This window comes from Pseudomonas allokribbensis, assembly GCF_014863605.1.
Lineage (GTDB): Bacteria > Pseudomonadota > Gammaproteobacteria > Pseudomonadales > Pseudomonadaceae > Aquipseudomonas > Aquipseudomonas allokribbensis.
Window position 1 is genome coordinate 2,206,517 of record NZ_CP062252.1, and the last position, 17,401, is coordinate 2,223,917.

Sequence of the window (17,401 nt, forward strand, 5' to 3'; positions counted from 1 at the left end):
CCTCACAGCAGGCACGTAGCTCAGTTGGTTAGAGCACCACCTTGACATGGTGGGGGTCGTTGGTTCGAGTCCAATCGCGCCTACCAAACAAAATCCGCTCTGCTGGGCGGTCTAGAAGGGCTCACCGAAAGGTGGGCCCTTTTTTGTTGTCTGTGTTCCGTCCTGAATAAGGTTTACACCTTCTGATCTATTTTCAGGAGGACGTAATGGAAGCGGCTAAAAGGCGTAGTCAGCGAGACTACACGCTGACTTTTAAATTGTCGGTCGTGGATCAGGTCGAAAGAGGCGAGCTGAGTTATAAAGAGGCTCAGGAGCGCTACGGGATTCAAGGCAAAACGACTGTTCTGATGTGGTTACGCAAGCACGGTCGGCAGGATTGGAGCCCGGGCACATACATTGGCTCGCCGAGGATGGGGTCTATGCCCGACAAAAACCGACCATTAACGCCAGAGCAACGCATCAAAGAGCTTGAAGAGCAGTTGGCTCTGTCCAATCAGAAAGCCCAGTTTTTCGAGGCAGTCGTGGATGTCTTGAAAAATGACTACGGCCTCTCTGTCGTAAAAAAGCGTCCCGGCAAGTCCTCGCGCAAAAACGAATCCAAAACCTGAGCAAGTCTGGGTGGCTGACATCACCTATCTACCCACTCAGGAAGGTGTGGCTTATCTGAGCCTGGTGACGGATGCTTTTTCGCTAAAGATCGTGAGCTATCACGTTCATGAAAGCCTGCACACCGAATCAGTAGCGCAGGCACTGCGCCGAGCGGTAAAGCAGCGTCGAACGGAACAACCACTGATTCATCACTCGGACAGAGGCAGCCAGTATTGCTCGGGCATGTACCAGGAGTTGCATGCGAAACACGGCATCAGGTGTTCGATGACGGACGGCTATGACGGCTACCAAAACGCCTTGGCAGAGCGGGTCAACGGGATCTTGAAGACGGAGCTTTTGCTCCAGCTGCCACAGGACTTGATGCAGGCGAAAAAGATGGTGAGAGAGTCGGTCTCGATCTACAACCACGAGCGTCCGCACCTGTCTTTGAAATACAAAACGCCCGATGCAACGCATCGGGCGTTGGGGTGAAGCAGGTGTAAACCTATTTCAGGACTAGACACTGCGATTTGCAAAGCGCCGCCTCGAGCGTCAGCTCGGAGCACATCTTTCTGTGCTCCACTGCCTTATTCGTTTTCATCATTTTGGTTGTCGGCCGCGGTAGGCGAGGCCGACGATTGGCGCATGGCTAGTATTTTTCTGGGCATGTGAAGCCCCAGCCATTTATGACCAAGTCCTTTATTTCTTCGCCGGTCGTCGAGATGACCAGGCACCTATTGTTTTTTTTGTAATTGAATTCGCAGTACTGCACCCCTTGTGTGCATCGCTCTACCTCTACAACGCCTCTTCTTTTGAGCAGGATCTCAGTGCCAATTAGCTCTGTCTCGTTTGTGATATATGGTTTCCAGCCATGATTGATCAGCTCTTTTCGAGCGCTTAAAAAAGACATTCCCTTTGTGATGGGTATATCCGTTGCGTTTGCAAATGAGCCTACGCAGCAAAGGATCATGCAGGAAATACGATGTGGCTTCATTTCGTGACACCGCAAAACTTTCTATAGATGGTTGACGCCTGGTCATATGGCATATGCCGCTGGCTTGGTCGAGGGTAAGTGGAAATGCTTCCCTGCGCTCGACTGTCTTGTGTGTCGTGGTTTCGAGATCACCTTCGACGATTGGATCAATTGCATGGACAACTCGAAGTATTTCAGTAGCGGTCAAATCCTGAGTATGGCGTATAAAGCCAGCTAACCCCATTGCTTCAATACCCTACGTCTTCCATGCAGGCAGCGCCATCTTCACTGCTTTGGCTCTTTGGTGGTTTCTTTCGAGCCGCTTGAGCTGGCTGAATCCTTGTTGGTTTCATGTGACTCGGCTCCGGAGTTTGACCCGGATGCTTCTTCACCTTTTTTGTCAGCCTTGTCTTCTTTGGAATCGGATCCACCTTGGTTCACTCCGGGAATGGCGGCAGGTGGTACGGCAGATCCGGCAATGGAGACGATAGGGCTCGCCGACAAAAGACCAGCAAAGGCTAGTGCTGCGATTTTTCTGTTCATCGACCAATCCTCAGTTCAGGGTATCTGCTTGTTGGAGGGGTGGACGAGATGAGCGTGCGGCTTGGGTGACGGGCGGCTAAAAGGGTTTGCTTGCTGGCGATGGTTTTTCCACAAAGCCATACGGTGAGCCAGATCCTGGCAGACCATAAAAATAATGTGGATATTGAATGGCTTACGATTTTATTGAACCAACCGGTTATCAAAAATACGTTGTTACATAATGAAAATATCAGTAATATCCGCCCCGCGTTCACCACCACGGTTTATGCATTTTTAAATCCCAAGCTTCCATCAGCTGCTTGGGATTTTTTTTGCCTGCGATTTACCTCTCCCCAGGCTTTCGTCCTGCCGACTCCCTCAACCCAAGTGCCTTTCTGGCGCGGCATCGGGCAAGTCCACACTTTTTCGACTACTACTGTCTGGCCGATTTTTCATCTCAGTCTGACGGGGGTTCATCGATGCTGTTTCATTGGTTTCTTGCTGCGGTTCATCTGCTGGCATTTGCCCTGGGGTTCTGGGCCGTCCTGACACGCGGAACGGCCTTCAGCCGACTGGCTGCCGGGGCTGGTGAAGTTCGGCGGGTTCTGCTCGCTGACAATCTATGGGGGATATCTGCGCTGGTGCTGCTGATCACGGGTGGCATGCGAGCTTTTGGCGGTTATGAAAAGGGCGCCGATTACTATCTGCATCAGCCTTTGTTCCATTTGAAGATGACGCTATTTGTGCTGATTCTGCTTCTGGAGCTTGCACCGATGATTACGTTGATCAAATGGCGCGTTGGTCAGGCGCGCGGAGCTCCCCTCGACACTGGGCGGGCCAAGATGTTTGCACGAATCAGTCATGCCGAAGCGCTGTTGCTGGTTCTGATGGTGATAGCAGCCACCGGGATGGCGCGTGGGGTGACGTTCGGCTAGGCGGGCGCGATTCCCTGCTTTTATTCGGAAACGTCCGACAGCCAGCCATTGAAATGATGGTTAGTATCGGTTGCGAAGAAGGGGGGGAGGGAGTTGCAGCAGGAGGGGAAATAGCCTGCGCCGTCACCAATGAGGTGGGGGGGGATGGCAATACGGCGCTCGGATCTTTAGCCAGTCATTACGCGAAGGTGAACGGACTGGCTACTGACTGCGGCAGGGCTCAGGGGGTTTGTGGCTTGTCCGGTGCGGTCAGGCCAGCCTGAATGCGCTGGTAGATCTCTTCGCGGTGTACGGCAACGTTCTTTGGCGCGTTGATGCCGATGCGAACCTGTTGGCCGCTTACGCCGAGGATGGTGATCGTAATGTCATCACCAATGTTTATGCTTTCACCGACTTTGCGGGTGAGTATCAGCATGGTCTTCTCCTTGATTGCTTTGTAGGGCACCTGATTCAGACAGTGCAGAGGTCGGTGGTACGTATAGATTAGTGCGAAGTCTCACGGTTTGGGTGCCTCTTTCTGACGCGCAGATGCGGCATTAATTCCCAGCGCGTAACTATACAGGTGCTGCATTCATCAATCTCGTTGTTTTGTGCCCATTTTGCGGGGCTCTGAAAGTATTCGCGAATGTTAAGATCTCCCTTTCGAGAATTCAGAGGGAAGCGTTGTGCGCAAATTGGTCTGGGTAGTCGCAGCACTGGCATTGGCGGGATGTGGTGAAGGCAAGAGCGTGGATGCGCAAAAGCCAAAATCGGTAGCGGTGGCAGCGCCGGCAGCCGTGTCCGGGCCGCAGTGGGATCTGGAGGTGCGCGGTGAAACGCCTCAGGCTGTCAGTGATCTTAGCGGGTGGTTGATCGAGCATGCGTTTATCGCCAATGTCATCAAGGATGCCAGCGGGAAAACCCGGATCCTGCTGGGGCCATTCAATTCCAAGGCCGAAGCCGATGCGAAACAGGCTGATGTGAATGCGGCGCTGATCAAGGCGAAAAAGCAGAACATCGAGACGCTGGTGATCGAACGTACCGCAGCGCAGTAAGCATTCCTTTCAGCGGAGCTGACTAAAGGGAGTCCGGTGTGATTCGTTTTTACAGGAGTTACCGAGGATTCTCAGAAGGAGCTCCGCATGGCCTCCGCCAGCCCCTACAAGTTGTTCGACGTCGTTTTACGTCACAAGCGTCAGCTGAGCCCGCATCTCATGCGGATTACGCTCGCCAGCCCGGCTGTTGCCGAGATGGCAACCTGGGCGCCTGATCAGCGCGTCAAACTGTTTTTTCCGGCTGCGGACGGTTCGCCAGCCCGGCTCTCTCAGGGTGAGGGTTGGTACGCTCGTTTCCGCTCAATGCTGGCGGATCGGCGCCCGGCGATGCGCACCTATACCATTCGTCATTTGCGTGCCGATCAGGGCGAAGTCGACATCGACTTTGTACTGCATGGCGAAACCGGGCCGGCTTCGCGCTGGGCTCTTCGGGCGCAGCCGGGAGAGTCGATGCAGATTCTTGCGCCCGATTGCCGGTTCTCGGCCGAGGAGGCAGGTGGCTTTGAGTGGAAGCCTCCACAAACCCTCCAGCAGCTTTTGCTGGTCGCCGACTCAACGGCATTGCCCGCCGCGATGGGGATTCTCGAGGAGCTGGCAGCGCTTGCACAACCACCCCAGACTCAAGTGTTCTTCGAGGTCGACGGTGCCCAGGATATGCTTGCAGTCCCGGACTGGCCTGGCCTTTCGGTGCAGTGGTTGATCCGAGAGCAGGCGGGAGCGACGGTTGCCGGGACGCTGATGGTGGAGGCGGTGCGAAAGGCGGCGCTACCTGTCGACGCATCGATGGTCAATCAGGCTATAGAGCTGGCTGACGTCGATATCGATCAGGAGATTCTCTGGGAAATCGCTGAAACCGCCTCTGACGGTTTCTATGGCTGGGTCGCCGGTGAGTCCGCTGCGGTCATGAATTTGCGCAGATACCTGATCAAGGAGCGCGGTATTCCTCGCGAATCACTCAATCTGATGGGCTACTGGCGTTACAACAAATCCGGCAGCTAACCACAAAAAAGGCCTCGAGCTTGCAGCGCGAGGCCTTTTCTTTTGCGCGAACGATCAGCCGCAGGCTTTCATGTTCACCGGCCCGACAAACTCGTTGCCGCGACCCATCACGCACGCCACGCTCTGATTGCGCTGGCGCTCCCAGTCTTGCACCGGGTACGTCTTGTCCCACGCTTCATACAATTGGCGATCCTGCTTCGACAGGCGCAAGCCGTATTGCTTGCTCATGTAGAAATAGGTGCGGGCGATCATGCCGCGAATCGAAGGGCGGGGCATGACCTTCTTCGCCTTGAAGTCGACCTGGGTCAGGCAGGAGCCATACTGACCCTTTTCGACCGGTAGCCAACCGTAACTGAAGTTGCTGCGATCACCATTGACTTCGCCGATGCTGGGAACCAGGTTGTGCAGGTCGGCTTCGGCTTTCTGGTAGCTCGGGTCATAGCGCGTGCAATTCTTGCGTCCGCCGTCCTGCCAGCACTGGCGCTGATGGCCGAATTCCCAGGCCGGGACAATGTGTTCCCACTCAATGCGGGAGGCGCGCTTGGCATTTTTACGCGGTACATAACCGCAAGCGGCCAGGTCGACCTTGTTGCCCGTGTATTTGCACCCGCAATAAAACTCGGTGGATTGTGGGGCGTACAGCTTCCAGGCGATCTTCTTGGCCTCGTTGAATGTGCGGGGCGCGCCAGCGTGGGCGCCAAGAGAAATGAAGAGTAAAAGCAAAGCAAAAAAACGGACAATCATTGAGTCAATCTTCCTTCGGTACAACCCAGAAAATCTGCACGCCACCATCGTCCCGATAGGCGAGGGTGACGTTGTCGTTCTCGTCGATCTCTTCCAGCAGGCGCTCCCACTCATCCATCGGTTCATCCGGGAGACGGAAGATCAGAGCGGCTTTGGCTTTTTGTGCGGTGGGGGAATTGATGATCTTTTGAACACGCATGCCCATGCGTTCGTAAGCATCGGGAGCATCAGAGGAAGTGGCCACGAGGTTATCCTTATTAAGCTGTACGTGCATACAGTATTTAACTGTAAGCATTTTCGCAACTGCTTAAAAATCAAGAAAATCCTCTGACAGCGGTTTTCCGGTTTTGATGTGGCTCATCCGAAATATTTGTGCAGGAAAGGTGTGAGGTCGGTGTAGGTAATTGCACCACCCGCCAGAGCGGCGAGTGGTGAGAGAAGTGCCCGGTCAGGATGAGACCGGGCGAGGGTGAATCAGTACTCCCAGAACATCCGTTGCAGCTCTTTGCTGTCGTTGGTTTTGGTCAGGGCGACCATCGCCAGGATGCGGGCCTTCTGCGGGTTCAGGTCGTGAGCCACGACCCAGTCGTACTTGTCGTCAGGCTGTTCGGCGTTACGCAGAACGAAGCCGCCGGCATTGACGTGGGAAGAGCGAATGATCTGAACGCCATCCTTGCGCAGAGCCTGCAGGGCCGGGACGACGCGAGAAGACACCGAGGCGTTGCCCGTACCAGCGTGGATGATGGCTTTGGCGCCGGATTGAGCCAGGGCCTTGTAGGCGGTGTCGCCGACATTGCCGTAGGAATAGGCGATTTCTACGTCGGGAAGGCTCTTGATGTTCTTGATGTCAAATTCCGAATCCATGGTGTGGCGCTTGGCTGGCAAGCGGAACCAGTAGGACTTGCCTTCGACCACCATGCCCAGCGGGCCCCATGCGCTCTTGAACGCTTCGGTCTTGATGTTGATCATCTTGCTGACGTCGCGGCCGGACTGGATTTCATCGTTCATGGTCACCAGCACGCCCTTGCCGTGGGCTTCTTTGCTGCTGGCGACGGCGACTGCGTTGTACAGGTTGAGCATGCCGTCCGCCGACATGGCGGTGCCTGGACGCATGGAGCCGACAACGATGATCGGCTTGTCGGTTTTCTCCACCAGGTTCAGGAAGTAGGCGGTTTCTTCCAGGGTGTCGGTGCCATGGGTGATGACGATGCCATCGACGTCTTTGCTGTCGGCCAGTTCGGATACGCGGCGACCCAGTTGCAGCAGGTTTTCATTGGTGATGCTTTCCGACGCGATCTGCATGACTTGCTCGCCACGCACATTCGCCAGTTTGCTCAGCTCAGGGATGCCGGCGATCAATTGTTCGATACCAACCTTGGCGGCCTGATAGGTAGCGCTGTTGGCCGCACTGGCGCCAGCGCCGGCAATGGTGCCGCCTGTGGCAAGGACCACCACGTTGGCCAGTTTGGTCTGGGTTTCGACTTCTTTTGCCTGAAGGGCGGAGGGCAGGAGCAGCAACAGGGCCAAAGCGCCCGGAACCAATGTGTTGAAAGCAGATTTCATTATTTTTCTCTCTAGTAGTGAGACGGTGCTGGTGCAGGTTCATCTAGATGCGCCCCGGGCCGATCTGAATGCCAGGGGTGCAGGGAGGGAGCAGGATCTGTACCAGCCGTACTTTGCTTTAGAGAAATGTTTAACTTGATGATTTATATCAATATTTTATGAGTTGACGAGTTTCTGGCTGAATCGTTTATCCGGTATTCCGAACAAGGAAGGCTTTCCTGTTCGGCTCTCCGAAAAGGACTACGTCTTTTGCAGGACAAGTGAGGTTGCCGGATTTGGATTCTCTGCTAAAGAAAGCTTCCCACAGGCCGATGCGTGGTAAAGGAAACTGGAATTGAGGGAGTTCACATGTCACTGACGATCGGTTTTTCAAACCCCGGTGCCGTCACCATCGGCGGCAAAACCGCAGCAACGATCAATGCGATGAGTGAAGCGCAAGCGGATGCTTCCACCGAGGCGCTGGGCGCAGAAAAACCAGAGAGCAATCAGGTCAAGACTGGCGGTCCCGCACAAGAAGACAGCAAGGCTGAAGGGGATGGCGATAACCTGAGCCTCACCGTCAAGATGCTGCTGAAGCGGATGCAGGAATTACAGAAGCAATTGCAAGAGCAGCAACAGCGACTGGCCGCGGCACAAGCTGCGAGCTATCCGACTCCGGAAGCGAAGTCGCAGGCGGTCATGGCCGTTCAGGGGGAGATCGCTCAAACAAGCGGTGCGCTGTTGGAAGTCTCGGCTGCTCTGGTCAAGGAAATGTCCAAGGGTTCGTCTGGCGGCAACCTGGTCAACACCACGGCTTGAGCATTCAAGGGGCGAATATGCAGATTCGCCCTACAATCAAAACCGATTTCTGATTGTTGACAAATAGGGGCAGGGTTCGCATAGTTCGGTCTACGCAAACGTTTGCGCGGCCTTCGCGATGAGTTGAACTCGTCGTGGAACGCAGCGAAGCTTACGCCAGCGCAAGCGTTGCTCACAATAATCATAAGATCGGAGTGAACTCATGAAGCTGCCATTCGCTGGACGTCTTCTCGCTGTCGCCATGTTGGCTGCCGCATCCGCCGCACTGCCCGTCTCTTCGGCTTTCGCCGAGTCCCCGGAAAAACCAAAAGTCGCACTGGTCATGAAATCCCTGGCCAACGAATTCTTCCTCACCATGGAAGACGGCGCCAAGGCTTACCAGAAAGAACACTCCGCCGATTTCGACCTGATCTCCAACGGCATCAAGGACGAAACTGACACAGCAGGCCAGACCCGCATCGTCGAGCAGATGATTCTGGCGAAGGTCAATGCACTGGTCATCGCGCCTTCTGACTCCAAGGCCATGGTGCCGGTGATCAAGAAAGCCGTCGATGCCGGTATCACCGTGATCAACATCGACAACCAACTCGATCCGGCTGTCATCAAAAGCAAAAATATCTCCGTACCGTTCGTAGGCCCGGATAACCGCAAGGGTGCACGTCTGGTGGGCGAGTACCTGGCCAAGCAGCTGAAGGCCGGTGACGAAGTCGGCATCATCGAGGGCGTTTCCACAACGACCAACGCCCAGCAGCGTACCGCTGGTTTCAAGGATGCGATGGAAGCCGCGCAGATCAAGGTTGTTTCCCTGCAGTCCGGCGATTGGGAAATCGACAAGGGCAACAAGGTAGCCGCGTCGATTCTCAGCGAGTACCCGGACGTCAAGGCACTGCTGGCCGGTAACGACAGCATGGCCGTCGGCGCTGTTTCCGCTGTGCGTGCTGCCGGCAAGGCCGGGCAGGTACAAGTGGTCGGTTACGACAACATCAACGCCATCAAGCCGATGCTGCAGGATGGTCGTGTCCTGGCAACCGCCGATCAGTTCGCCGCCAAACAGGCCGTGTTCGGCATCGAGACCGCGCTGAAAATCATCAAGGGCGAGAAAGTCGACAGTGGCGCCAACGGCGTCATCGAAACCCCGGTCGAGCTGGTCACCAAGAAGTAGTCCTTCGGCGACACAATGGCGCTCGTCCGTCCGGGCGAGCGAATGGAGAGTTTTTATGTCAGTTTCCGCCCCGAACGCTGTCCTCTCGGTCAGCGGTATCGGTAAGACCTATGCGCAGCCGGTGCTCACCGGCATCGACTTGACGCTGATGCGCGGTGAAGTGCTGGCGCTGACCGGCGAGAACGGTGCCGGTAAAAGTACCCTGTCGAAGATCATTGGTGGCCTGGTAACCCCGACCACCGGGCAGATGCAGTTCCAGGGCAAGGAGTATCGCCCCGGTAGCCGTACCCAGGCCGAAGAGCTTGGCGTGCGCATGGTCATGCAAGAACTCAATCTGCTGCCGACCCTTTCGGTGGCGGAAAACCTGTTTCTCGACAACCTGCCGAGCAACGGCGGCTGGATCAGTCGCAAACAACTGCGCAAAGCTGCAATCGAGGCAATGGCTCAGGTCGGCCTGGATGCCATCGACCCGGACACGCTGGTCGGTGAGCTGGGCATCGGTCACCAGCAAATGGTCGAGATTGCGCGCAACCTGATCGGTGATTGCCATGTGCTGATCCTCGACGAGCCGACCGCGATGCTCACCGCTCGCGAAGTCGAAATGCTCTTCGAGCAGATCACCCGGCTGCAGGCGCGCGGCGTTGCGATCATCTACATCTCCCACCGCCTTGAAGAGCTGGCTCGCGTTGCGCAGCGTATCGCCGTGTTGCGTGACGGCAACCTTGTTTGCGTCGAGCCGATGGCCAACTACAACAGCGAGCAACTGGTCACCCTGATGGTCGGTCGCGAACTGGGCGAACACATGGACATGGGCCCGCGCAATATCGGTGCCCCAGCGCTGACGGTCAAAGGCCTCACTCGCTCCGACAAGGTGCGCGATGTGTCCTTCGAAGTGCGCGCCGGTGAGATTTTTGGCATTTCCGGATTGATCGGGGCGGGGCGCACGGAGCTGTTGCGCCTGATCTTCGGCGCCGATCTCGCCGACAGCGGCAGCGTTGCTCTCGGTTCGCCGGCGCAGGTAGTGAGTATCCGCTCGCCGGTCGACGCGGTGCGTAACGGCATTGCTCTGATCACTGAAGACCGAAAGGGTGAAGGCCTGCTGCTGAGCCAGTCGATCAGCGCCAACATTGCTCTGGGCAATATGCCGGAAATTTCCAGCGGTGGTTTCGTCAACAACGGTGACGAAATCTCTCTGGCCAAACGGCAGATCGACGCCATGCGCATCCGCAGTTCGAGCCCGACTCAACTCGTATCCGAATTGTCCGGCGGCAACCAGCAAAAAGTCGTGATCGGCCGCTGGCTGGAGCGAGACTGTTCGGTGTTGTTGTTCGATGAGCCAACTCGCGGGATCGACGTCGGTGCCAAGTTCGACATTTATAACCTGCTCGGCGAGTTGACCCGGCAGGGCAAGGCGCTGGTGGTGGTCTCCAGCGACCTGCGCGAGTTGATGCTGATCTGCGACCGCATCGGGGTGCTGTCGGCGGGGCGTCTGATCGACACGTTCGAGCGTGACAGCTGGACCCAGGATGACTTGCTTGCTGCCGCGTTCGCCGGCTACCAAAAACGTGATGCGTTGCTCAACGAAGCAGCGCCTAGGGATCTCCCATGAAAACTGCATCTTCTGCCGGTAAACGTAGTGGCAACTTCTACGGCCTGGGTACTTACCTGGGCCTGGCCGGTGCCTTGCTGGCGATGGTTGCGCTGTTCTCGGTCATGAGCAGCCACTTCCTGTCGTACAACACCTTCAGCACCCTGGCCAACCAGATCCCCGACCTGATGGTGTTGGCGGTGGGCATGACCTTCGTGCTGATCATCGGCGGGATCGACCTGTCGGTGGGTTCGGTGCTGGCGCTTGCGGCATCGACCGTCAGCGTGGCAATTCTGGGCTGGGGCTGGAGTGTCTTGCCGGCTGCGCTGCTTGGCATGGCAGTGGCGGCACTGGCCGGCACGGTGACTGGCTCGATCACGGTCGCCTGGCGAATTCCGTCGTTTATCGTTTCGCTCGGTGTACTGGAGATGGCCCGGGGTCTGGCGTATCAGATGACCGGTTCGCGTACCGCCTACATCGGTGATTCATTCGCCTGGCTGTCGAACCCGATCGCTTTCGGCATTTCGCCGTCGTTCATCATTGCCTTGCTGGTGATCTTCATTGCTCAAGCGGTGTTGACCCGGACCGTGTTCGGTCGCTACCTGATCGGTATCGGTACCAATGAGGAAGCGGTGCGGCTGGCGGGCATCAACCCAAAACCGTACAAGATTCTGGTGTTCAGCCTGATGGGGCTGCTGGCCGGCATCGCGGCGCTGTTCCAGATTTCCCGTCTGGAAGCTGCCGACCCGAACGCCGGTTCAGGCCTTGAGCTGCAAGTCATCGCTGCTGTGGTGATTGGCGGTACCAGTCTGATGGGCGGCCGTGGTTCGGTGATCAGTACGTTCTTCGGCGTATTGATCATCTCCGTGCTGGCGGCCGGTCTGGCGCAGATCGGCGCAACCGAGCCGACCAAGCGCATCATCACCGGTGCAGTGATCGTCATCGCGGTAGTGCTCGATACGTATCGTAGCCAGCGCGCAAGCCGGCGGGGCTGAGACATGGCAACGATCAAGGATGTGGCGGCGCTTGCGGGAATTTCCTACACGACCGTCTCCCATGTTGTGAACAACACTCGGCCGGTGAGTCAGGAGGTGCGGCTGAAAGTCGAGGCGGCGATCAAGAGCCTCGACTATGTGCCGAGCGCCGTCGCCCGATCGCTGAAGGCCAAGACGACTGCCACCATTGGTTTGCTCGTGCCCAATAGTCTCAACCCGTACTTTGCCGAACTGGCGCGCGGGATTGAGGATTACTGTGAGCGTAATGGCTACTGCGTGATTCTCTGCAACTCCGACGACAATCCGGAAAAACAGCGCAGCTATCTGCGGGTGTTGCTGGAGAAGCGTATCGATGGCTTGATCGTCGCCTCCGCTGGCGGTGACAGTGGCCTGGTGCAGGGGCTGTCCGGGGTCAAAACACCGATGGTTATCGTTGACCGGGGTCTGGAAGGTGTGGACGCCGATCTTGTGCGCATCGACCATGAATATGGCGCCTATCTGGCAACGAGGCACCTGATCGAGCTTGGACATCGTGATATCGCCACCATTGGCGGTCCGGCGAGCACCAGTGTTGCGCAAATGCGTCAGGCCGGATTTTGCCGCGCCTTGAAAGAGGCGGGTATTGAAGTGCCGCCATCGCGGATGCTGGAAAGCGATTTCACCAGCACGGGCGGCTATAACGCAGCTGCGGCTCTGCTTGAGCGCAATCCTCCGAGCGCAATCTTTGCCGGCAACGACATGATTGGCATCGGTGTATTGCGAGCTGCCGCCGAGCGCAATGTGCGCGTACCCGCCGAACTGTCGGTAATCGGCTTCGACGATATCCAGATGAGCCGTTACGTGTATCCGGCGCTGACCACTGTTGGTCAGTCGATCCTGCAACTGGGAGAGATGGCGGCAGAAGTGTTGCTGCGAAGAATTGCTACCCCGGATCTGGCCACTGATCAGCGGATCGTGACCCCGAGTATTGTCTTGCGAGAGTCGACTGCGCCGCTGGCTGGCGTGTTTACCGAATATCGCTGAAACCGAATTGATGAGTAGTGATGTATGCCCGCAAATGTAGTGGTAATAGGCAGCCTGAACATGGACCTGGTCACCCGGGCGCCTCGTTTGCCCCGGGGTGGTGAGACACTGATCGGTCATTCGTTCGCCACGGTGTCGGGTGGCAAGGGTGCCAATCAGGCGGTGGCCGCTGCCCGGTTGGGCGCGCAGGTGTCGATGATCGGTTGTGTCGGCAATGACGACTATGGCGTGCAATTGCGCGAGGCATTGCTGGCCGAGCAGATCGATTGCCAAGCGGTCAGCGTCGTCGAGGACTCCAGTGGCGTGGCGCTGATTGTGGTCGATGACAACAGTCAGAATGCGATCGTCATCGTCGCCGGGGCCAACGGCTCGATGACGCCAGCGGTGATCGACCGGTTCGACGCGGTGCTGCAGGCGGCGGATGTCATCATCTGTCAGCTGGAAATTCCCGATGCTACCGTCGGTCATGCGCTCAAGCGCGGTCGCGAACTGGGCAAGACAGTCATTCTGAACCCGGCCCCGGCCAGCCGTCCGCTACCGGCAGACTGGTTTGCCTCCATCGACTACCTGATTCCCAATGAAAGCGAGGCTGCCGCCCTCAGCGGTTTGCCGGTGGACTCGCTGCAAAGCGCTGAAAAAGCCGCTGCTCAGCTGATTTCCATGGGCGCCGGCAACGTGATCGTCACGCTGGGTGCTCAGGGGGCATTGTTCGCCAATGGTGCGGGTTACCAGCATTTTCCTGCACCCAAAGTGAAGGCGGTCGATACCACGGCTGCCGGGGATACCTTCGTCGGCGGTTTCGCGGCAGCGCTGGCCGCTGGCAAAACCGAAGCCGAGGCCATTCGTTTTGGTCAGATAGCTGCGGCGCTGTCGGTTACTCGAGCGGGTGCCCAGCCGTCCATTCCTGCTTCATCCGACGTACAGGCGTTCAAACCCGCATGAAAAAGACTCCTTTGCTCAATATCGCGCTGTCCCGGCTTGTCGCCTCCCTTGGTCATGGCGACATGGTCGTGATCGGTGACGCCGGCTTGCCTGTGCCGCCGGGCGTCGAGTTCATCGATCTCGCGCTGACCCACGGTGTTCCGGATTTCGTCAGCACCTTGAAGGTCGTGCTCAGCGAAATGCAGGTGGAGAGTCATGTGCTCGCCCAGGAAATCTTCGACAAACAACCCACTGCGCTGGCTTCGCTGGACGCATTGAATGAAGAAGGTGCAATCGGGCGACGCGATCTGCTCAGTCACGAGCAATTCAAGGTTCTCAGCCGACAGGCGCGAGCGATTGTTCGTACAGGCGAATGTCAGCCGTACTGCAACATCGTGTTGGTGGCCGGGGTAACATTTTAATCGGGTTCAGACCCTTTCGATTTCATATGCACAAGGAATGCGCCATGCACCGCTATGCTCAAAAAATGCACCAACTGATCCGGAGTCTTCTGCTTTTGTCCGTGATAACCGCGACCGGCGCCCAGGCGGCGGAAAAGATCGACTTGATCATCGACACCGATCCGGGTGCCGATGATGTGGTGGCCCTGTTGTTTGCTCTGGCATCGCCGGAGGAGCTGAATATTCGCGCGCTGACCACCGTGGCTGGCAACGTGCGTCTCGACAAGACCTCTCGCAATGCGCGACTGGCCCGTGAGTGGGCAGGGCGCGAAGAGGTGCCGGTCTATGCCGGCGCGCCAAAACCGTTGATGCGCACGCCGATCTACGCCGAGAACATCCATGGCAAGGAAGGCCTGTCGGGTGTCACTGTGCACGAACCGAAAAAAGGCCTGGCTGAAGGCAATGCGGTCAACTACCTGATCGACACCCTGAAAAAAGCCAAGCCGCACAGCATCACCATTGCCATGCTTGGGCCACAAACCAACCTGGCGCTGGCGCTGATCCAGGAGCCGGAAATCGTTCAGGGCATCAAGGAAGTGGTCATCATGGGCGGCTCCCATTTCAACGGCGGCAACATCACGCCAGTGGCAGAGTTCAACCTGTATGCCGATCCGCAAGCGGCTGAAGTCGTGCTCAAAAGCGGCGTGAAACTGACTTACCTGCCGTTGGATGTGACCCACAAGATCCTTACCAGCGATGCACGCCTGAAGCAGATCGCGGCGCTGAACAACAATGCGAGCAAGATTGTCGGCGACATCCTCAACGAGTACATCAAGGGCGATATGGAACACTACGGTATTCCGGGTGGCCCGGTGCACGACGCTACGGTCGTGGCTTACCTGCTCAAACCAGAGCTGTTCACCGGCCGTTCGGTGAACGTGGTGGTCGACAGCCGTGAAGGTCCGACCTTCGGGCAGACCATCGTCGACTGGTATGACGGCCTGAAAGCCCCGAAAAATGCCTTCTGGGTGGAAAATGGTGATGCTCAGGGCTTCTTCGATCTGTTGACCGAACGCCTGAAACGTCTGAAGTAAGCGACAGGCCCGCAGGTGCCAGCCTGCGGGCCTTTATTCTTTCTCGATGTCCGATGTGCCTTTGAAGTCATCCGGATACTTCTCGAACAGCTGGGCGATAAATGATTGCGCGGCTTGCGTTCCCAGTGTCTTGACCAGCAGGTCGATGCTGATCAATGCCAATTCCTCCGGGCTGCCCGGACTGTAAGAGCTATGGCCTTGTGGCCAGTGGGCCTTGATGTCGGCTGAGATGCTTACGGTCGTCATGATGGGGCTCGAAAGGTCACGGGATTGGAGTCTTGAGTTAACCACTTTGTCCGGCCTTTGGCACTGCGACTTAGGCATGAGCTCAGGGCTATGCGACACTTGGTCGTCTCCGAAAAACCAAGGACTGAGCTGTGCAGATCGATTTGAATTCCCCCGGCGGCCTGACACTGGACGCTGTGCGTCTGATGCTGGCCTCTGCCAGTGATGATGAGCACACCCAATTGCGTGTGACCAAAGGCGGCATTGCGTATATCTCTTCGGGCGTCACGGGTGGTCAGGATATCGATGGCTTGTCGTTTCGTCTGGAAACCTGGGCCAAGGGTTCGGGATATGTGGGCAACGTTGCAGCGAGCGATGAGGTCTGGGTGATGCAGATATTCAACGCGCTCAAGGACAACTGGCCGAACCCGCCCTATGACTACATTGACGTCTACTGAGCGCTGTTCATATTCAGTGACGATTGTGTGATGAAGTATCAGGCGTAGCTCAGGCAAACTCGCCGTTTTTCTGATCGTGGGGCAGGGGAGTGGCGCAAGTCATGAAACCAAACGCTATATCGGCGGTCGCACGATGTTCGCTCAACTATTGAAAAAAGGAGGCTTCATGCCTTGGAAGCTCGCGTCACTGGGTACTCTGATGGCGGTTGCCATGCTGGCTGGCTGCAACACAACCTCCAGTGAGTCGCAGAAGGATCCCGTGGCGGCCGAAACCGGTCACAGTCGTTGCGAGGCAACAGCTGCAGAGTTCACCGTCGGCAAAAAGGCTTCGCCGGAATTGCTGGAGCAGGCGCGCAAAAAAAGCCGGCGCGCAGAATGCCCGGTTCCTCAAGCCTGACGACATGATCACCCTGGAATACCGTTCTGATCGGCTGAACCTCAATACCGACAGCAATCTGGTGGTTACCCGGGCCAGCTGCGGCTGAGTCGCACAGGATTTTGTAGCGCCCATAAAAAACCCCGTCACATGGACGGGGTTTTTTTAGTGCGCCGAGAAATTACTCTGGGCGAACTTGTGCAGCTTGCATACCCTTTTGGCCTTTCTCAGCCACGAAGGAAACGGTCTGGCCTTCTTTCAGGCTTTTGAAACCGTCGGATTCGATAGCTTTGAAGTGTACGAACAGGTCGTCACCGCCACCTTGAGGAGTGATGAAGCCGAAGCCTTTTTCATCGTTGAACCATTTAACGGTGCCGGTTTGGCGATTAGACATGGTGTATCTCCAAGAAACATATATTTTCAGTAGTACTGTGCTGCTCAGGCCAACTGGGCACACCGGAGTATCATAGTCGAAATGTTCGCTTTGGTAGCCCCCCGGACGTGCTGTTTGCTTTCATATTGCGGATGTTTCGACATTCTGAATGGCTACAGCCCCCGGTTTCAGCGGCTTTCAGCCGAAACGAAGGGGTGTAAAAAAAGCTATAAAACCTGCGTAAAATATCGGATTCAGGGTCATTTTGACCGATTCCGGCCTGCAGAGCGCCCGCAAATCCCTTCGCCACAGATTATTTCTGCACTCGGCAAACCGAGATTTCTTTCAGTGCGCGCTGGCCCAGCTCGCCGCTTGGCGGGGTGTTCTTGTCCATCAGTTGAGCGATTTCCTGGGAGGTGAATTTCTTCTCCAGGACGTCGGCACCGCAGGTGCAGTGCTGCTTGGCCACCGTCGGGTTGACGCTTTGGCTGGCGGCTTTGGTGCAGTCATTCATGTATTGCTCTTTCACGCCCGCAGGCCAGGCAGCCTGAGCGCTCAGCGGCAGCAGCATTGCCAGGGGAGCCGCGAAGGCGAAAAGTCGGATAAGGCGCATGTCTGAAACTCCTTGG

General features: G+C 56.8%; 20 protein-coding genes, 1 tRNA gene and 2 pseudogenes. 15 read left to right on the forward strand and 8 right to left on the reverse strand.

Translation table 11 applies throughout. From position 1 onward, the window contains the following. Nucleotides 1-9: 9 nt before the first annotated feature. Together IF199_RS09960 and IF199_RS09965 are read left to right on the forward strand one after the other, a co-directional pair. A tRNA-Val gene (locus IF199_RS09960) sits at nt 10-86 on the forward strand. Between the two features lie 120 nt (nt 87-206). After that, a pseudogene (locus tag IF199_RS09965) lies at nt 207-1,080 on the forward strand (IS3 family transposase). A gap of 766 nt (nt 1,081-1,846) precedes the next feature. Here the strand turns inward: IF199_RS09965 and IF199_RS09970 are convergent. After that, nucleotides 1,847-2,104 (reverse strand): hypothetical protein, encoded by a 258-nt coding sequence (locus tag IF199_RS09970; RefSeq protein WP_192560232.1) that lies wholly within the window; start codon nt 2,102-2,104, stop codon nt 1,847-1,849. Nucleotides 2,105-2,562: 458 nt separating this feature from the next. On the opposite strand from IF199_RS09970, the gene IF199_RS09980 reads away from it, so the two are divergent. Beyond that, a complete protein-coding gene (locus IF199_RS09980; protein ID WP_192560234.1) occupies nt 2,563-3,018 on the forward strand; it encodes a DUF2214 family protein in 456 nt (151 codons plus the stop codon). A 220-nt stretch (nt 3,019-3,238) separates the two neighbouring features. On the opposite strand, the gene csrA is transcribed toward IF199_RS09980, so the two are convergent. After that, nucleotides 3,239-3,433, reverse strand: coding sequence for a carbon storage regulator CsrA (csrA, locus tag IF199_RS09985; protein WP_003179932.1), 195 nt, complete (start codon nt 3,431-3,433; stop codon nt 3,239-3,241). Between the two features lie 250 nt (nt 3,434-3,683). Between csrA and IF199_RS09990 the strand changes: the two genes are divergently transcribed. Beyond that, entirely contained in the window at nt 3,684-4,052 is a 369-nt protein-coding gene (locus IF199_RS09990; protein ID WP_102621544.1) for a penicillin-binding protein activator LpoB, read from the forward strand. Nucleotides 4,053-4,139: 87 nt separating this feature from the next. Then, entirely contained in the window at nt 4,140-5,051 is a 912-nt protein-coding gene (locus IF199_RS09995) for a siderophore-interacting protein (RefSeq protein ID WP_192560235.1), read from the forward strand. Nucleotides 5,052-5,105: 54 nt separating this feature from the next. Here the strand turns inward: IF199_RS09995 and IF199_RS10000 are convergent, their stop codons facing one another. The 3 genes from IF199_RS10000 to IF199_RS10010 form a co-directional block, all read right to left on the reverse strand. Continuing rightward, the gene (locus IF199_RS10000; RefSeq protein WP_192560236.1) at nt 5,106-5,795 is read right to left on the reverse strand and encodes an endonuclease; all 690 of its coding nucleotides are present in this window, start codon (nt 5,793-5,795) and stop codon (nt 5,106-5,108) included. A 4-nt stretch (nt 5,796-5,799) separates the two neighbouring features. Next, the gene (locus IF199_RS10005) at nt 5,800-6,090 is read right to left on the reverse strand and encodes a DUF1654 domain-containing protein (protein WP_096821268.1); all 291 of its coding nucleotides are present in this window, start codon (nt 6,088-6,090) and stop codon (nt 5,800-5,802) included. 179 nt (nt 6,091-6,269) lie between these two features. Further along, nucleotides 6,270-7,358, reverse strand: coding sequence for an asparaginase (locus tag IF199_RS10010; protein ID WP_192560237.1), 1,089 nt, complete (start codon nt 7,356-7,358; stop codon nt 6,270-6,272). Between the two features lie 348 nt (nt 7,359-7,706). On the opposite strand from IF199_RS10010, the gene IF199_RS10015 reads away from it, so the two are divergent. From IF199_RS10015 to IF199_RS10050, 8 genes are all read left to right on the forward strand, one after another. After that, nucleotides 7,707-8,156: a hypothetical protein gene (locus IF199_RS10015; RefSeq protein ID WP_192560238.1), complete on the forward strand. Its 450-nt coding sequence runs from the start codon at nt 7,707-7,709 to the stop codon at nt 8,154-8,156. Between the two features lie 202 nt (nt 8,157-8,358). After that, nucleotides 8,359-9,318 (forward strand): sugar ABC transporter substrate-binding protein, encoded by a 960-nt coding sequence (locus IF199_RS10020; RefSeq protein WP_085712021.1) that lies wholly within the window; start codon nt 8,359-8,361, stop codon nt 9,316-9,318. A 55-nt stretch (nt 9,319-9,373) separates the two neighbouring features. Then, the gene (locus tag IF199_RS10025) at nt 9,374-10,927 is read left to right on the forward strand and encodes a sugar ABC transporter ATP-binding protein (protein ID WP_085732496.1); all 1,554 of its coding nucleotides are present in this window, start codon (nt 9,374-9,376) and stop codon (nt 10,925-10,927) included. Continuing rightward, nucleotides 10,924-11,901, forward strand: a complete 978-nt coding sequence (locus tag IF199_RS10030; protein WP_025111208.1) for an ABC transporter permease — start codon at nt 10,924-10,926, stop codon at nt 11,899-11,901. The genes IF199_RS10025 and IF199_RS10030 overlap by 4 nt, the downstream gene beginning before the upstream one ends. Nucleotides 11,902-11,904: 3 nt before the next feature. Then, nucleotides 11,905-12,924, forward strand: a complete 1,020-nt coding sequence (locus IF199_RS10035) for a LacI family DNA-binding transcriptional regulator (RefSeq protein WP_192560239.1) — start codon at nt 11,905-11,907, stop codon at nt 12,922-12,924. A gap of 24 nt (nt 12,925-12,948) precedes the next feature. Next, nucleotides 12,949-13,866 (forward strand): ribokinase, encoded by a 918-nt coding sequence (rbsK, locus tag IF199_RS10040; protein WP_192560240.1) that lies wholly within the window; start codon nt 12,949-12,951, stop codon nt 13,864-13,866. Next, the gene (rbsD, locus tag IF199_RS10045; protein ID WP_192560241.1) at nt 13,863-14,267 is read left to right on the forward strand and encodes a D-ribose pyranase; all 405 of its coding nucleotides are present in this window, start codon (nt 13,863-13,865) and stop codon (nt 14,265-14,267) included. The genes rbsK and rbsD overlap by 4 nt, the downstream gene beginning before the upstream one ends. Before the next feature lie 44 nt (nt 14,268-14,311). After that, nucleotides 14,312-15,340: a nucleoside hydrolase gene (locus tag IF199_RS10050; RefSeq protein ID WP_192560242.1), complete on the forward strand. Its 1,029-nt coding sequence runs from the start codon at nt 14,312-14,314 to the stop codon at nt 15,338-15,340. A gap of 33 nt (nt 15,341-15,373) precedes the next feature. Here the strand turns inward: IF199_RS10050 and IF199_RS10055 are convergent, their stop codons facing one another. Next, nucleotides 15,374-15,586, reverse strand: coding sequence for a hypothetical protein (locus IF199_RS10055; RefSeq protein ID WP_085712027.1), 213 nt, complete (start codon nt 15,584-15,586; stop codon nt 15,374-15,376). Nucleotides 15,587-15,717: 131 nt separating this feature from the next. Here IF199_RS10055 and IF199_RS10060 point away from each other — a divergent pair, with 131 nt between their 5' ends. Both IF199_RS10060 and IF199_RS10065 read left to right on the forward strand, forming a co-directional pair. Beyond that, complete coding sequence (locus tag IF199_RS10060; protein ID WP_192560243.1) at nt 15,718-16,023, forward strand: hypothetical protein; 306 nt, start codon at nt 15,718-15,720, stop codon at nt 16,021-16,023. 166 nt (nt 16,024-16,189) lie between these two features. Further along, nucleotides 16,190-16,508, forward strand: a pseudogene (locus IF199_RS10065) (I78 family peptidase inhibitor). Between the two features lie 72 nt (nt 16,509-16,580). Here IF199_RS10065 and IF199_RS10070 read toward each other — a convergent pair. Together IF199_RS10070 and IF199_RS10075 are read right to left on the reverse strand one after the other, a co-directional pair. Next, the gene (locus IF199_RS10070; RefSeq protein ID WP_003179963.1) at nt 16,581-16,793 is read right to left on the reverse strand and encodes a cold-shock protein; all 213 of its coding nucleotides are present in this window, start codon (nt 16,791-16,793) and stop codon (nt 16,581-16,583) included. A gap of 292 nt (nt 16,794-17,085) precedes the next feature. Beyond that, on the reverse strand, nt 17,086-17,385 hold the full coding sequence (locus tag IF199_RS10075) for a hypothetical protein (protein ID WP_096821277.1): 300 nt from the start codon (nt 17,383-17,385) through the stop codon (nt 17,086-17,088). Nucleotides 17,386-17,401 lie beyond the last annotated feature (16 nt).